The organism is Flavobacterium sp. KACC 22758, from assembly GCF_028736135.1.
Classification (GTDB): Bacteria; Bacteroidota; Bacteroidia; order Flavobacteriales; family Flavobacteriaceae; genus Flavobacterium; species Flavobacterium johnsoniae.
In genome coordinates, this window is sequence record NZ_CP117878.1 from 4,217,789 (window position 1) to 4,233,208 (window position 15,420).

The window sequence follows — 15,420 nt, forward strand, 5'->3', positions numbered from 1 at the left end:
AAAGTTTTAAACTTTCAAACTAGATTTGCGTAATAACTTTCCGTTTTCATTTTCTTTAAATTTCGGAACAAAAACTATTTCTTTGGGTTTTTCAAACTTTCCTAAAACATCAAAAAAATCAGCCGAAAAATCATACTTCTCCCCTTCAATTACTAAAATCAATTTTTCTCCTAAAACTGTATCAGGAACACCAGTTACAAAAAATCGGCTTGTAATTCTGCCTGTTAATTTAGCTTCAATTTGCTCAGGAATCAGCTTTACTCCCCCGCTGTTAATGACATTATCGATTCTTCCCAAAAAAACAAACTGATTTTCATTTACTAAATCAACTAAATCATTGGTTACAATTGGTTCATCAGAAATCGAAGCAACATAAATAACCAGACAACCGCGGTCATCTTTCTCAATTTTGACATTTGGCAGAATCGTAAAAGCAGTTTCACCTACTTTTTTAGCTGCAATATGCGTAATTGTTTCTGTCATTCCATAGGTTTCGTAAATTTCTGTTTTCTTTAACGGTAAAAGCTTTTCTTCGAGAGCACTATCCATTTTTGCACCGCCAATAATCAGCTTTTTGATGTTTCCCAGCTTTTCAATTGAATTTTGCACTTGTAACGGAACCATTGCTACAAAATCATATTGCTTATTATTGTAAGCCAAAGGCTCTGTACTTGGTAGTGTAACATCTAATTCCAGACCTAAAATCAAACTGCGCACAAGCATCATTTTTCCTGCAATAAACTGAGTCGGAAGACATAATAATGCTTTATTTCCCGGCTCTAATCCGAAGAAATCTCCTGTTGCCAATGCAGACTGAATCATGGCTTGTTTTTCTAACCTTACTAATTTAGGAAGTCCGGTTGTTCCGGATGTTGTCATTTCGATATAGTCCTTATGATCGAACCAATCCAGAAAAAATTCACCAATTGCGCGCTCATAGGCATCGCCTTCTTTAATAAAACTGTAGCCAATTCGGCATAAATCAGCTGCGTTTAAATGGTAGCCGTCGAGCTTAAAATAGTTATGTACGTTTTTATGAGTTAAGTTTAGCATAATAAATTTTAATTTAAGTTTAAAAATTCTGCTGTTTCATTATTTTTTTCGTCAATTGTTCCGGTTAGTTTTTCTTTCCAGTTCGTCCATTTGTATTTTTTGCTGAAAATAAAAAGCAAAATAGGATAAACTATAACAACCGGTAAAATGACATCGGCCCCAGCAGAAGGCTCCGACATATCTTTAAAAATAGAATGCGTTTGAAAAACAGACCAATCTGAGGTTACTAATAAGGCTCCAACAAGATTGTTAGCCGCATGAAATCCCAAAGCAAGTTCCATTCCTTCATCCATCAATGTAATTACTCCAAGAAACAATCCGGTTCCTATATAATAAACCATAATTACATATCCCATTTTTTCAACCTCAGGGTTCAGGATGTGCATTGAACCAAATATTATGGAAGTCATCATTAAAGGAAACCATTTATTGCGGGCCAGATTAGCAAATCCCTGCATTAAATATCCTCGAAAAACATATTCTTCGGTACTAGTTTGAATAGGAATTAAAACTGTACCTAACACTACTAAAATTAAAAAGGGAATTAGTTTAAAATTCCACACAAACTCTTCAGGAGATTGAAAATATAAAACTGAAAAACTTATAATGGAGAAAAGTGCCCATAAGAGAAAAGAAAAAACAATTCTGTTCCAATCTACTTTTGCCCTTGATGTTGTTACTGACAATAGCGTTTGATTGTGCAGATATTTTACCACAAAATAAATTCCGGCAAAGGCAAAAAGAAACGAAATCATAACTAAAAACAAAGTCAAATTAGGTTCAAATATTTTTAATGCAGCATCATTATCCGTTGGAAAACCTTTTTTGTCCTTAAAATGTTTAACAAGAACTGCTGCCGAAAAAGGAATCTGACCAATAAATGAAGCTGTTATAATAAAAACTGATCCTATAAGATATTTCCAAAATTTATTTTCTGGTTTAACTCCTTGCTCTAAAAACATATAATTAAAAGTTTTAAAATGAGATTTTAATTTAAATAGTAAGTTCTATTTTTGTTATTCCTAAAATGTAATTTTTAATAAATCAATTTAGTAGACTTTAAATATAAGAAAATGATACAAATTTACCATAACCCACGCTGTGGAAAATCAAGAAATTGTCTGGCTTTTGTTGAAGATACAAAACAAGAGTATGAAATAATTCCTTATTTAACAGAAACTCCAAGTTTTGACGATCTGAAAGAACTTCTTAAAAAACTAAATTTAAAACCAGCTGAATTAGTTCGAACAAAAGAAAAAATCTGGATTGAAAATTACAAAGGAAAAGATTTAACTGAAGATGAAACGATTCAGGCTATGGTCGATAACCCAATTTTAATTGAAAGACCAATTGTTGTAAAAGACGGAAAAGCTATTATTGGGCGAGATTTAGATAAAGTCGCTTCTTTTTTAGATTGATTCTAAAATACACTGTTAACATTTTTTTGTGATCTTTCTCTTTAAACCAAAAGGTACATTTGCCATCTAAGAAGAAAAAGAAACCAGAAAAAAAATGAAACAAATCAATTTTGCTGTAATGCTTGTGCTGTTTTTTACAAGCTTTTACAACTATGCACAACAAGGACCTCCTGCAAAAAACAAGGTTAAGGTTACCGGAAAAGTTTTTGAAAAAGTAACTAAACAACCTCTAGAATATGCTACGATTTCGATCATGGCACCAAATGATACAAAAGTTATTGCAGGCGGTATAACCAACCCTAAAGGAGAATTTGAAGTTGCCGTTGCTCCGGGAACGTACAATATAAAAGTAGAATTCATTTCGTTTAAATCTACTGAAATTAAACAAAAAAGCATTCAGGACGACACTAATTTAGGTGTTGTAAACTTATCCGAAGATGCTGCACAGCTAAATGAAGTTGTGGTTCGTGCCGAAAAATCGACAGTAGAAATAAAACTTGATAAAAAAGTTTACAATGTTGGTCAGGACATGATGGTAAAAGGCGGAACAGTAAGTGATGTTTTAGATAACGTACCTTCTGTTTCTGTCGATTCTGAAGGAAATGTAAGTTTAAGAGGAAGTGACAATATCCGTATTTTAATTGACGGAAGACCTTCACAAGCCATAAACGTGGCTGAAGCATTGCGTCAGCTTCCTGCAGATGCTATCGAAAAAGTAGAAGTTATCACCAATCCATCTGCACGTTATGACGCCGAAGGTGGATCAGGGATTATTAATATAGTTCTTAAAAAAGGTAAAAATCAAGGTTTCAACGGAACTTTTATTGCTTCAACAGGGCTTCCTGAAACGTATGGTTTAAGTGCCAACGTAAATTATAAAACTGAAAAATTAAACTACTTTACTACCGCAGGTTATAACTACAGAACCAACGAAGGCGGTGGTTTAACAAACACATCTTATTATAATGCCGACGGGTCTCCTAAAGGATATTTAGATGAAGATCGTGACACTAAAAGAATTAGAAATGGTTTTAATGCCAGAGGCGGTGTTGAATGGACAATTACTCCTACTACATTCTGGACAAACGCTATCAATTATCAAAAAAATACAGGAGAAGACAAAGACCTGATTAACTACAATAATTTTGATGCTGCACGTGCTTTTACAGGAAGCACCTATCGCTTAAACAATACTGATACTGGAAGCGAGAACGTAGAATTTACTTCGAACTTAATCAAAAACTTCAACGATAAAGGACATAAACTTACTGCTGATTTATCAGTTTCCAGAAACACTGATAACAGTGATGGTATTATTACAGCTTCGCCAAATTTTAATACAACTTTAAACGATCAGGTACAAAAACAAGTTTTACTACAAGCTGATTATGTACTGCCTTTAGGAAAAGGAAGCCAGTTTGAAGCAGGTTATAAAGGAAGTTTTGGAGACTTAAACAACGAATATTACGTTACAGACGAAAACTATGTTAAAGATCCAAACAAATCAAATACTTTAGAATACAAAGAGAACATCAATGCGCTTTATACACAATATGGTTTAAAAGTGAACAAATTCTCTTATTTATTTGGTTTACGCTGGGAAGACACAAATATTCAGGTAAACTTATTGGATAACAGCCAATTCAATACAAAAAAATACAACAATCTGTTTCCAAGTGCTTTTATCAGCTACGAAATTTCAGATCAGAGCAACTTGACTGCCAGCTATAGTAAACGTTTAACCAGACCAAGAGGACGTTTCATGAATCCGGCGCTTAACTATTCAAGTAACATTAATATTTTTCAGGGAAATCCTGACTTAGATCCATCATTAACAGATAAATATGATGTAGGATATATTAAAAGATGGGAGAAAGTAACTTTCAGTACTTCTGCTTATTTCGAAAACACAAAAGATGTTTTCAGTTTTGTCAGAACGCCAAATGGTGATAATGTAGATGGAATTCCAGTTATTTTAAGCCGTCCTATTAACTTAGGAAGAGAGCAAAAATATGGTTTCGAATTTACCTTTAATTACACTCCATTTAAATGGTGGAGATTAAACAGTAACTTCAATCTTTACAATGTAAAAACAACCGGAGAAAACACTTACACAGATACGCAGGGTAACTTAGTTGTGCAAAATCTTGACAATCAAGCCAACACTTGGTTTGCGAGAATCAACTCAAAAGTTACATTGCCATACAAAATTGACTGGCAGTTAAACGGAACTTACAACGGAGAACAAAAAACTGCACAAGGAAAAAACCTTGATCAGTTTTCAATGAATACAGCTTTAAGCAAAGATATTTTAAAAGACAAAGCTACTATTGCTTTTAACATCAGCGATATCTTTAATTCACGAATTATGAGATCATATACGTATCTTCAAAATGATACTACTCTTGAAAGTCAGAAATCGTATAGTGAAATGCAGTTCCGTAAACGTCAATTTAACTTGTCATTTACCTATCGTTTCAACAAACCGAAAAGCGAAAGAGACAAAAACGCACAGCCTAAAAATGATGGCGGCGGTGAAGGCGGCGGAGATTTCCCTGGATAGCATTTGCTAAATTCCAATATAAAAAATCCAAATTCCAATTGATTAACTCTCATTGGAATTTGGATTTTTTTTGGCACAAAAAAAAGAACCCAAAAGGGTTCTTTTTTAATGAAATCAATTTTAATTAAATTGATTGTTCTTCTTGTCTTTTTTTAGCTCTCTTTTCTTTGATCATTTCCCAGCTAGCTCCCGTAACCCAATAAGATACGAAACCAACCAAGAAAAACATTAACCAAAACCCTATAGTTAGTATGGTTAAGAAAAGTAAAAAGCCTAAGTACTGTGAAAATTCAAACATGTTTTCCGGAATTTTTGAATGTTACCACAAATGTAGGGTATATATTTTTCCTCAGCAATAAAATCTAAATCAATTTTCGTGAAATAACATTTATCCGTATATTTATACTCATTTTAAATAAGGATTTTTTTCGCATATTATTCAACTATCTAAATTAGAAGAACATGAGTATTTTAAGGAGCTGAAACCTGCTGTCCGCTACATCTTTTGCAGCGAACACCGCCACAAAAGGATGCCGCTTCCATCAGGGCTAGACCATCCTTTTCAAAAGAACTTCATTTTTCAACTCAGAAAATCAAAAATTTAACTGAATACATTTTTACAAACAACATATTTACAACAAAATGAAATACAGAATAGAAAAAGACACCATGGGCGAAGTTCAGGTCCCAGCCGATAAATATTGGGGTGCGCAGACAGAACGTTCTCGAAATAATTTTAAAATTGGAAATTCAGGATCGATGCCTCAGGAAATCATCGAAGGTTTTGCATATCTAAAAAAAGCGGCAGCTTACGCCAATTATGATCTAGGTGTACTGCCAATAGAAAAAAGAGATGCTATTGCCGCTGTATGCGACGAAATTCTGGAAGGAAAGCTGGACGATCAATTCCCTCTTGTAATCTGGCAGACAGGTTCAGGAACGCAAAGCAATATGAATGTTAATGAAGTAATTGCTAACCGCGCTCAGGTTCTTAAAGGTTTTGAAATTGGCGAAGGCGAGCAATTCATCAAAGCAAATGATGATGTTAATAAATCGCAGTCATCAAATGACACTTTCCCAACCGGAATGCATATTGCTGCTTATAAAATGGTTGTTGAAACGACAATACCTGGAGTTGAAAAACTGCACGCTACTTTAGTTAAAAAAGCAGCTGAATTTAAAGACGTTGTAAAAATTGGACGTACACACTTAATGGACGCTACGCCTTTAACTTTAGGACAGGAAATTTCAGGTTACGCAGCTCAATTAGCATTTGGATTAAAAGCTTTAAAAAATACTTTAGCACATTTGTCTGAAATCGCTTTGGGAGGAACCGCTGTTGGAACCGGACTGAATACTCCAAAAGGTTACGATGTAAAAGTTGCCGAATATATTGCGAAGTTTACAAATCATCCTTTTGTAACAGCTGAAAATAAATTTGAAGCTTTAGCTGCACACGATGCAATAGTAGAAACACACGGTGCTTTAAAACAACTGGCTGTTTCGTTAAATAAAATCGCAAACGATGTTAGAATGCTGGCATCAGGGCCGCGTTCCGGTATTGGCGAAATTCACATTCCCGAAAACGAACCGGGATCCTCTATTATGCCTGGAAAAGTAAATCCAACGCAATGTGAAGCTTTAACAATGGTTTGTGCTCAGGTTATAGGAAACGATATGGCAATTGCGGTTGGCGGTATGCAGGGACATTATGAACTAAATGTTTTTAAACCTGTTATGGCAGCCAACTTTTTACAATCTGCACGATTATTGGGAGATGCCTGCGTTTCATTTGATGAACATTGCGCGCAAGGAATCGAGCCAAATCATAAACGAATCAAAGAACTGGTAGACAATTCACTTATGCTGGTTACGGCTTTGAATACTAAAATTGGCTATTATAAAGCGGCCGAAATCGCTCAAACTGCTCACAAAAACGGAACTACTTTAAAAGAAGAAGCGGTTCGCTTAGGTTATGTAACATCAGAAGATTTTGATGCCTGGGTTAAACCCGAAGATATGGTTTAATTTAATGTGAATTGTTAATGGTGAATTGTTAATTATCATCATTCAGAAAAAAATGATTCATTGTCAAACTGAGCGAAGTCGAAGTCTTTTATGTGTAAAGCCCTTCGACTTCGCTCAGGGTGACAAAAAATAAAAGCCTGAAATATCAATTTCAGGCTTTTTAATTTATAATTTACAATTAACCATTATTAACATAGTCTTGCAGATAGCTAAATCTCTCCGTCAATTTCCCGTTTTCAGTGATTTTGGCACGTTTTAAGATTCCGTCTTTATCTCCGTTGAAAAAAGCCGGAATAACATGTTCCATAAACTGTTCGCCAAAACCTTCGCTGGCGTCTTTTGGAATTTCACATGGCAGGTTATCAACCGCCATAACGGCAACAGCTGCAGGATGAAAAAAGTCTACTTCTTTATCTTCAAAAGGAAAATAACCGTATAAAGGTTCTTCAATCGTCGAAGAACGAATTGTACATGCAATAGGTCCGTTTACATCACAGGAGATATCGGCTACAACTTTTAATTTACAATCGCTCGCGTTCAGCATTTCTCTCGTTAAAATCATTGGAGCATTATTTGCATGAAAATGACCCGCAAAATAAATATCAGACACTTTTGTAAACTTCTCGAAATCTGAAGTATACTCTTGCGGATGATCGACAAAATCCTTGAAATCTAAAACCTGTCCGTCAAGACGTTTATTATATTCTAAAACATCTAACTGAACATATACAGCTTGTGTATATTTTTTAGTTAGATAATTATCAACTGTAATTTCTTTTACTTTAATAGCGTCCAGAATTTCTTTTGCTCCGCTCCCAACTTTTCCAGTTCCGGTAACTACAAATTTTAAGGCTGGCATTGTAATACGTTTCAGCTGTGCAATTAATGCATCTTTTCCTGAAAGAGATTCAGCTTTTGGCAGTTTAAACAATTCAAACTTAATTCCAAAAGCACGGATTCCGTTATAAACCCCAACCATTCCGGCATATTTCCCAAAACCAATTAAACGATGATCATTTGCATCAACAATGGTTTCGTGATCGTATAAATCAATATTTTTCTCTAAAACTGCCTGAAGTAATTTTCTATTATGAGGCTGTTTTTTAATTGTATGCGAAAAGAAGAAATAGGCTTTATTTGGAATTAAATTTTCTACAGGAACTTCTTTTACTCCAAATAAAACGTCACAGTTCGAAATGTCATCAGTAACCGTTATTCCCATATTTTTATACGCTTCATCAGAGAATATCCTGATATCTGAGCTTTCTACCTCAACAGATGCTTCGTGATAAGACTGCTTTAATTTTGTCAGTTCATTAGGAGAAAAAACAACTCTTCTATCCGGCGGATTTTTTCTTTCTTTAATAATTCCAAACTTCATTTAAATAGGTTTTTGATAGTTTAATAATATAACTTTTTAAAGGTTATTTGTTTCAAATATAACAAATATAGTTAAAATTTTGTTTCGAAAATGTAATTTAGAATGTTTCGAAACCGTTACTAGCTGAAAAACAAAGCTCTAAAAAAACAACCTGTTAAAACTATGTTAAAAAACACGTTTTTAAGCCTCAAAATTGAGAAAACAACAAAATTGAATTCGATATATTTGTTTTTAAAGAACGATGCAAATGATTTTCCTTAAAAAAACAAAGATACCACAAATACTTTTTACAGTATTAGTTTTAAGTTCTTGTGGTAATGACAAAAAAACACAAACAGCTGCTACCCAAACAGTCGAAGATACTTTACCTAAAATGAAGCCGTTAGGTCCTGAACCTAAAGTTTCTCAAGCTTATAAAAACTCCGTTGTTGGAAGAATAAATCATTTTTACAACAAAAACTGGCCTAATAATACAATGAACGGAAGCTTTTTAGTTGCCCGAAATGGCCAGATTATCTTCGAAAGATATAATGGTTTTGCTAATAAAAACGAAGGGACAAAAATAACACCCGAAACTCCGGTACAAATTGCTTCTGTTAGTAAAGTTCTAACTGCTACAGCCGTTTTAAAACTGGTTAATGCAGGTAAAATAGAATTAGACCAAAAAGTAAATACGATTTTAAAAACGTTTCCTTACGAAGAATGCACGATTAGAATGCTTTTAGACCACCGTACCGGAATGCGTAATTATGCTTATTTTACAGATAGAGATAAATCTATTTGGGATAGACACAACCAGCTTACAAACAAAGATATTTTAGATATTCTTGCCACGAAAGATATTGGTTTAGAATCTAAAACAGGAACACGTTTCAGCTATTGCAATACTAATTATGCAATGCTGGCACTTATTATTGAGAAAATTACAGGCTTAAGTTATAAAGAAGCAATGTCTGAAATGATTTTTAAACCTTTGGGAATGACTCATACCTATGTTTTTGATGATGATAAAGACAGAAAAAAAATTGTTCCTTCTTATAAAGGAAATGGTGTAGAAATAGGTTTTGATTATTTAGATAATGTTTACGGAGATAAAAACATTTTCTCGACTGCACGAGATTTGTTAAAATTTGACCGCGCCAGACAATCACCTGACTTTTTGAAACCTGAATTACTGAAACAAGTATATACCGGCTACAGCAACGAGCGTAAAGGAACTAAAAATTACGGTTTAGGAATTAGAATGATTAATTGGGAAACCGGTCAGAATTTTTATTTCCATAATGGCTGGTGGCACGGAAATACCTCATCTTATATTACTTTGATGAAAGAACATGTTACGATCATTGCATTGTCTAATAAGATGACAAGAAACACTTATGCAGTTCGTAAACTGGCTCCTATTTTTGGCGATTATCCTTTTAATTTTAAAGACGAAGAGTAAAATTATTGTCGTAAAGACGAAAGTCAAAAGTCGTAAAGTCTTAAAAACATTGCCAATGCTGACTTTGGACTTTCGACTTTGGACTTTATGACTTTTTTTTAAAAATTTTAGCAGAAAGTAATTTCAAATACTCTAAATTTGCAGACTTATTTTTTGGGGTCGACTGGTTTTGACAGCAAGTCGAATTGAACAGTAAGCACGTCGAGCATTGAGACCTTGCTCGTAAATATAAGATCTCAAACTTTTACACGGCGAAAATAATTACGCTTTAGCTGCATAATCCGAATCATAGTAAGATTGCGCCACGTCTCTACAAGGTAGAGAAGCTGGATTCTCCTGGAAAGCCTTGGTTTGTGGCGTTCCGTTCAGGGGAACCGTAAAAATAAACCTAGATATCCATGAGCTTCGGGTGGGTTTCGAAAATTAAGAAGATAAGTGTTCGGTGGCTGTTTCTGGCCTAGCTTAACATCGAAAATCTAATCAGGAAATAAGCGTGTAGAAAGCTCTTTAGTTGCTTGTTTGGACCCGGGTTCGATTCCCGGCGACTCCACAAAAAAGCGGAAAAACAATATGTTTTTCCGCTTTTTTTATATCATTAAAACAACGTTATTCCAAAACTCCAGCCTATCCATCCAATAATGTCTTTGCTGTTATTATTGATTATATTATAACGTTTGGTACGATCCTGAACAAATGTAGAAGTATTTACACTGCCATTTTTATCTTTCTTTTCAGACCAGTATAAATTAAAAGATGGTCCTGCAGATATAGCTAAACCTTTGAATAATTGAAAAGAAAAAGCAGAATCAAATTTAGATAAGGAATTGTATCGATCCCAATTTCCCAAATAAAGATATTGCGAACTAAATTCGGGATTATAAGTAAAACGTTTCCCTAACGGAATGCTTTTTCCTACTCCAATTCCAAAAGAAAACATTTTTTCTTCTTCTTTTTGTTCGCTTGCGCCAGCCATCAAAATAGTATACATTTTGTGATCTCCGGTTTTTATAGAGAGATTTATATCTGAAATTTCATTACTTGTAATACTGATTTTTTTATAACCGCCTTTTTTAAAGTTTAATAAACCAAAACTATATCCAGATTCTGAATCTGTGATATTTACCAATCCAAACTGAACTCCATGTAATTCTTTGGCATAATTAAAAAGTCCGGTAATTTGAGCACCTCGCACAGTATCTTTTCCAATATTATAAATACCGGATAACTGCAATCCGTTTTGAGAACCATTTACAGTATTATGAATTCCTGCAATTTGAAGTCCTTTTGAATCTTTATAAACATTGTTATAAATACCACTCATTTGCAGACCAATTTGTGAACCTTTTACACTATTATGAATTCCGCTTATTTGTAAACCGTTAAGATTACCAAAAACATTATTATAGATTCCGGCCAATTGAAGTCCGTTTACAGATCCTCCAACAGTATTAAATATTCCTGCTATTTGAAGCGCTTCAACATTCATACGGTTAATATTGTAAAGCCCTGCCATTTCTAATCCGCGCACGCCCGCATTATAACCGCCTAACACATTTAAAGAAAAATTGTTGACAATCTGCGTATTCATCATACCTCGTGTACTGATACTCGGAATTAGGGAAGCCTGTACAGGAACTTTAGAAATAAATCCTCCCAAATTAAGCGATTGTATTTTTTGTTTAGAAGAAATAAAAAAACGGCCAATTCCTGATCTTTCTATTGCCGAAAAATCCCCATCTATATAATCTGATGTCGATTTTCTATTTCCCATCTGAATCTTAATTTCAGAAAGAAACAGCATCGTCACGGTTTTATAATTTTCTTTCACAGCCGTGAGTTCGATAGTCTGGGGAGCATTTTTTAATCGGAGTTCAAAAGCCCCATCTTTATTGGTTAATGTAGACTGCAGGACATTCTTCTCCAGTACACTCACATTTTCGATACGATTGTTAGTCTCTGTATCTATAATATAACCGCTGACGATCTGCTGTCCGTCACTGGTACTATTATTCTTTTCTAACACAAGAGCAAGCTCTAATGGAGCATAACGTACAATAATAAACCCCGGCGATTCTTTATACTCGTATTTATTGCTTAACAGCTGATCTAAAACTCCTTTTATGGTAGATTTATCGGCATGAATGCTGACAACACTATCCTTTACAACTAATTTGCTGTAATAAGCAAATCTAAAATTTCCTTTTTCTTCCATTAAATCCAAAATACTGCCTAATGGTTTCTTATCTGCATGAACAGATATTTCGTTATCTAATATAGATTGAGCATTTACTTTAAAAAAAACACCCGAAATAAGTAGAAATAAAATGGGTGCAAAAATAAACTTTGTGTTGCTGAGCATATAAAAAAGAATTACTCTAATAGTATTTGATTATTTGTACGTTCGATTTTAATGGTAAATGTTTCCTGAATCACTTCTAAAATCTGATCTAATGATTGATCTTTAAATGTTGTCGTTAATGGTTTTTCCTGTAAAGACGTTGATTTAATAACAATGTTAACATTGTATATTTCGTTAAGAGCATCTACTAATTCCTGCAGCGGTGTTTCATCACAGACTAATTCTCTATTGCGGTAAAAATTGTATAAACGGCCTTTGCTGACACTTTTAAATAATCCTGCCAGCTGATTGGCAATGACTACTTTTTCTCCATGTATTAATTCTACCTCATCTTTATTTCTGCTCACTTTTACAATTCCAGTTTCCACATTTACGGTGGTTTTTCCGTTTTTGTTTTTCACATTAAAAGATGTTCCTATTACTTTAACTGTGACATCATTAATATGAATAATAAAAGGTTTTGTTTTATTGGGAGAAACCTTAAAAAAAGCCTCTCCTTTTAGAGTAACAGGTCTGGTACTGCCTGTAAATTTTTTATAAGACAATAACGAGTTTTTGTTCAGTGTGACAATTGTACCATCTGGTAAAGTATCATTTTTAGCCCTGTTTGATGCATATATCTGAATTATTGCATCATCTGATTTATTTTCAAAATAAGTATAACCAAACCATCCTAAACCAATAATTAAGATAATCGAAGCTGCTATCTGCCAATAACTGTATGATTTGTTTAAAATAACCGATGTTTCTTTTTTATGGATACGGTTTTGAAATCGCTCCCACGCTTCATTTTCATTTACAGTTGTATTTTTGGCAGCAATTAAAAGACTATCTTCCCATATTTTCTTAAAATCGTTGTAGTATTTTAAATTGTTATCACTGGCATCCAGCCATTTTTTTACCATTGCATTTTCGTCTGCATCAGTTTCGCCAACTAGATATTTCACTAGTACATCATCATTCATATTCCTATTATTTTGGCTCATGATCTTCGAATTAAATTGATTAAGAACAATAAAAAAGGAAGATATTCAATTAGTTTTAAACGCATTACTTTAAGAGCTTTACCCATTTGATTTTCAACTGTTTTGATGGAAATATTCAATTGATCTGCAATTTGCTGGTATTTAAGCTGCTCAAAACGGCTCATTTGAAAAATGATACGGCACTGCTGTGGTAATTCATTAATTGCTTTTTGAATTTTGGTTTCAAGTTCGGCGGCAATCATTTGATTTGATGCATCCTGATTTAAAGGTTCCATATTACCTGAATACTCTAATTGAAAAGAAGTTTTTACTTTTAAATGTTTAATGTGATTTAAACTTTCGTTATGAACAGATCGATACAAATAAGACTTTAATGAATCATCAATCTGCAATTGTTCCTTTTTTTCCCAAATTCGAAAGAATACATTCTGCACAATTTCTTCTGCAATAATTTCATCTTTTATAAAAGTATAGGCAAATGCATGAAGGCCTTTGAAGTAGGCTTTAAAAACCTTTTCAAAAGCAGCTTCATTTTTATTATTCATAAAAATATGATCTGTATTACTATACTTCACAAAAACAGTTTGACATTCAATCAAAGATAGATACTTTTTATATTTAATATATTTTTTTGATTAAAGCAGACCATTCACAAAAAACATCAACTTAAAAAATAGATAATTAATGATTTTAACCATGATCGAAATAGGTTTTAATTAAATGCACTTTAGAAGTAATACAACCGAATCTTGTTTTACCCCTATTCTATTTTTTTTATTTTTTCAAGTTTTTATAAAATAATTTGAATTAGAAACTCGATTACAATCTCATTAATCCATAAAAAAGCCTGTAAACATTAAGCTTACAGGCTCTATATATAAAAAAAGCAGAAGACTAAACCTGCTCAAAAATACTTTTGAACTGATATAAAATCCTTTCTATTAATCTTAAGTCTTCTGTCAGGATTTCTGCTTTTCCTTTCATTTCCTGCTGAAATGGTATTTTTTTCCTGTAAGATGTCTGCAAACCATCTGGAAGTGAAACGTCTAACAATAAGTTTCCATCTTTGTCCGGAACCAGCGAAATATTATGAATTTTGCCCCTTAAAACACCAAATTCCCTATCGGGAAAATTAGCCAGTCTTATGTTTACGTTTTGACCAACTTTTATTTTTCCTGAGTTTAAAGGTGTTGCTTTTACTTTTCCAACAAAACCATTTTCTTTATCCGGAATAATCGAAAAAACATTATCTCCTTCATTAATCGTTTGGTTTTCTGTCCAAACCTGCAAAAAAGTGACTACGCCGCTAACCGAAGATCTTAAGGTATTTGTAAGCTCCCATTCCTTTATCACTTTTTTCAGCTGATAAAAAGACTGTGCCATATTCCTGTTTAGATTCACTTCTTCTTTAGTGCTGCTTATCTGCAAATTATGTCCCATTTTTGTATTATCGATCAAAGAAGATTTTAACTGTGAAATCGATGACAATAAGGTTTTGTAATTTTTCTGAGCCTGCAGATAGCTGAGCTTTTTAGTTTCCATTTCCTGAGCCGATATAATTCCTTTATTAAAAAGAATTCCAAATCGGCCTATTTCGTTTTTCTGAAGCTGAAGTTCGCTTTCATTAATTTCTTTTTGCTGCTGTAAAATTTCTAATCTTTCTTTAATTTGAGTTTTTTCAGAAACCTGAGCTTTATTTTCAACGTCAAAAGGATGTAAATTTTCATTTAGTTTTTCAACTTCATAGTCTTTTTGAAAAATAGCAAAAGCACTTTCAATTTCACCCAGTTGTTTGTTTTTCATTACGGCAAAAGGAAATTCTTTTTTTGTATCGTTAATATCAAAATCAGCAATAATCTTTTTGAGTAAAAACACATCTTTATAATTTGCCGAATTTTCAATAACTGCCAGTGTCGTATTCTTTTTAACTGTTGCTTTATCGTTAATTAATATGGCTTCTATTCGGCCGGATGATTTAGAGACTAATTTTTCCGGCGGAATATTAGTTGTAATCACAATTTCTGTACTTACAACATCCGGATATCTTATAATGTATGATACATAAAACAGTATAACGATTATTGAAAATATTACAATCGTCCCCCATCGAATCATCCAAATGGGTGTTTTTGAAAGCACATCCTGAATTTCTTCACTTCTTAATTCTAGTGTAATATCCTGCTCCATA

12 protein-coding genes and 1 other RNA gene are annotated in these 15,420 nt (G+C 33.4%); 5 read left to right on the plus strand and 8 right to left on the minus strand.

Annotated features, from left to right (window positions below):
- Positions 1 to 6 precede the first annotated feature (6 nt).
- Positions 7 to 1,053 (minus strand): AMP-binding protein, encoded by a 1,047-nt coding sequence (locus PQ462_RS17560; protein ID WP_274250977.1) that lies wholly within the window; start codon positions 1,051 to 1,053, stop codon positions 7 to 9.
- 8 nt (positions 1,054 to 1,061) lie between these two features.
- Positions 1,062 to 2,015 (minus strand): CPBP family intramembrane glutamic endopeptidase, encoded by a 954-nt coding sequence (locus PQ462_RS17565; RefSeq protein WP_274250978.1) that lies wholly within the window; start codon positions 2,013 to 2,015, stop codon positions 1,062 to 1,064.
- Between the two features lie 111 nt (positions 2,016 to 2,126).
- Here PQ462_RS17565 and arsC point away from each other — a divergent pair, with 111 nt between their 5' ends.
- Complete coding sequence (arsC, locus tag PQ462_RS17570) at positions 2,127 to 2,471, plus strand: arsenate reductase (glutaredoxin) (RefSeq protein WP_073408594.1); 345 nt, start codon at positions 2,127 to 2,129, stop codon at positions 2,469 to 2,471.
- A gap of 94 nt (positions 2,472 to 2,565) precedes the next feature.
- Positions 2,566 to 5,034, plus strand: coding sequence for an outer membrane beta-barrel family protein (locus PQ462_RS17575; RefSeq protein ID WP_274250979.1), 2,469 nt, complete (start codon positions 2,566 to 2,568; stop codon positions 5,032 to 5,034).
- Positions 5,035 to 5,158: 124 nt separating this feature from the next.
- On the opposite strand, the gene PQ462_RS17580 is transcribed toward PQ462_RS17575, so the two are convergent.
- Positions 5,159 to 5,332 (minus strand): hypothetical protein, encoded by a 174-nt coding sequence (locus PQ462_RS17580; protein ID WP_044048118.1) that lies wholly within the window; start codon positions 5,330 to 5,332, stop codon positions 5,159 to 5,161.
- A 344-nt stretch (positions 5,333 to 5,676) separates the two neighbouring features.
- Between PQ462_RS17580 and fumC the strand changes: the two genes are divergently transcribed.
- Complete coding sequence (gene fumC / locus PQ462_RS17585) at positions 5,677 to 7,062, plus strand: class II fumarate hydratase (protein WP_073408596.1); 1,386 nt, start codon at positions 5,677 to 5,679, stop codon at positions 7,060 to 7,062.
- 178 nt (positions 7,063 to 7,240) lie between these two features.
- On the opposite strand, the gene PQ462_RS17590 is transcribed toward fumC, so the two are convergent.
- Positions 7,241 to 8,443: an NAD(P)-dependent oxidoreductase gene (locus PQ462_RS17590; RefSeq protein ID WP_274250980.1), complete on the minus strand. Its 1,203-nt coding sequence runs from the start codon at positions 8,441 to 8,443 to the stop codon at positions 7,241 to 7,243.
- Between the two features lie 241 nt (positions 8,444 to 8,684).
- On the opposite strand from PQ462_RS17590, the gene PQ462_RS17595 reads away from it, so the two are divergent.
- Entirely contained in the window at positions 8,685 to 9,887 is a 1,203-nt protein-coding gene (locus PQ462_RS17595) for a serine hydrolase domain-containing protein (RefSeq protein WP_274250981.1), read from the plus strand.
- A gap of 155 nt (positions 9,888 to 10,042) precedes the next feature.
- Positions 10,043 to 10,440, plus strand: a transfer-messenger RNA (tmRNA) gene (gene ssrA, locus PQ462_RS17600).
- 42 nt (positions 10,441 to 10,482) lie between these two features.
- On the opposite strand, the gene PQ462_RS17605 is transcribed toward ssrA, so the two are convergent.
- From PQ462_RS17605 to PQ462_RS17620, 4 genes are all read right to left on the minus strand, one after another.
- Positions 10,483 to 12,246: a hypothetical protein gene (locus PQ462_RS17605; RefSeq protein ID WP_274250982.1), complete on the minus strand. Its 1,764-nt coding sequence runs from the start codon at positions 12,244 to 12,246 to the stop codon at positions 10,483 to 10,485.
- 11 nt (positions 12,247 to 12,257) lie between these two features.
- Positions 12,258 to 13,232, minus strand: a complete 975-nt coding sequence (locus PQ462_RS17610) for a FecR family protein (RefSeq protein ID WP_274250983.1) — start codon at positions 13,230 to 13,232, stop codon at positions 12,258 to 12,260.
- Positions 13,229 to 13,777: an RNA polymerase sigma-70 factor gene (locus PQ462_RS17615; protein WP_274250984.1), complete on the minus strand. Its 549-nt coding sequence runs from the start codon at positions 13,775 to 13,777 to the stop codon at positions 13,229 to 13,231. The genes PQ462_RS17610 and PQ462_RS17615 overlap by 4 nt, the downstream gene beginning before the upstream one ends.
- 349 nt (positions 13,778 to 14,126) lie before the next feature.
- Positions 14,127 to 15,419 carry an HlyD family secretion protein gene (locus tag PQ462_RS17620; protein WP_274250985.1) on the minus strand — a complete coding sequence of 431 codons (1,293 nt, stop codon included), beginning with the start codon at positions 15,417 to 15,419 and terminating at the stop codon, positions 14,127 to 14,129.
- Between the last annotated feature and the right edge of the window lies 1 nt (position 15,420).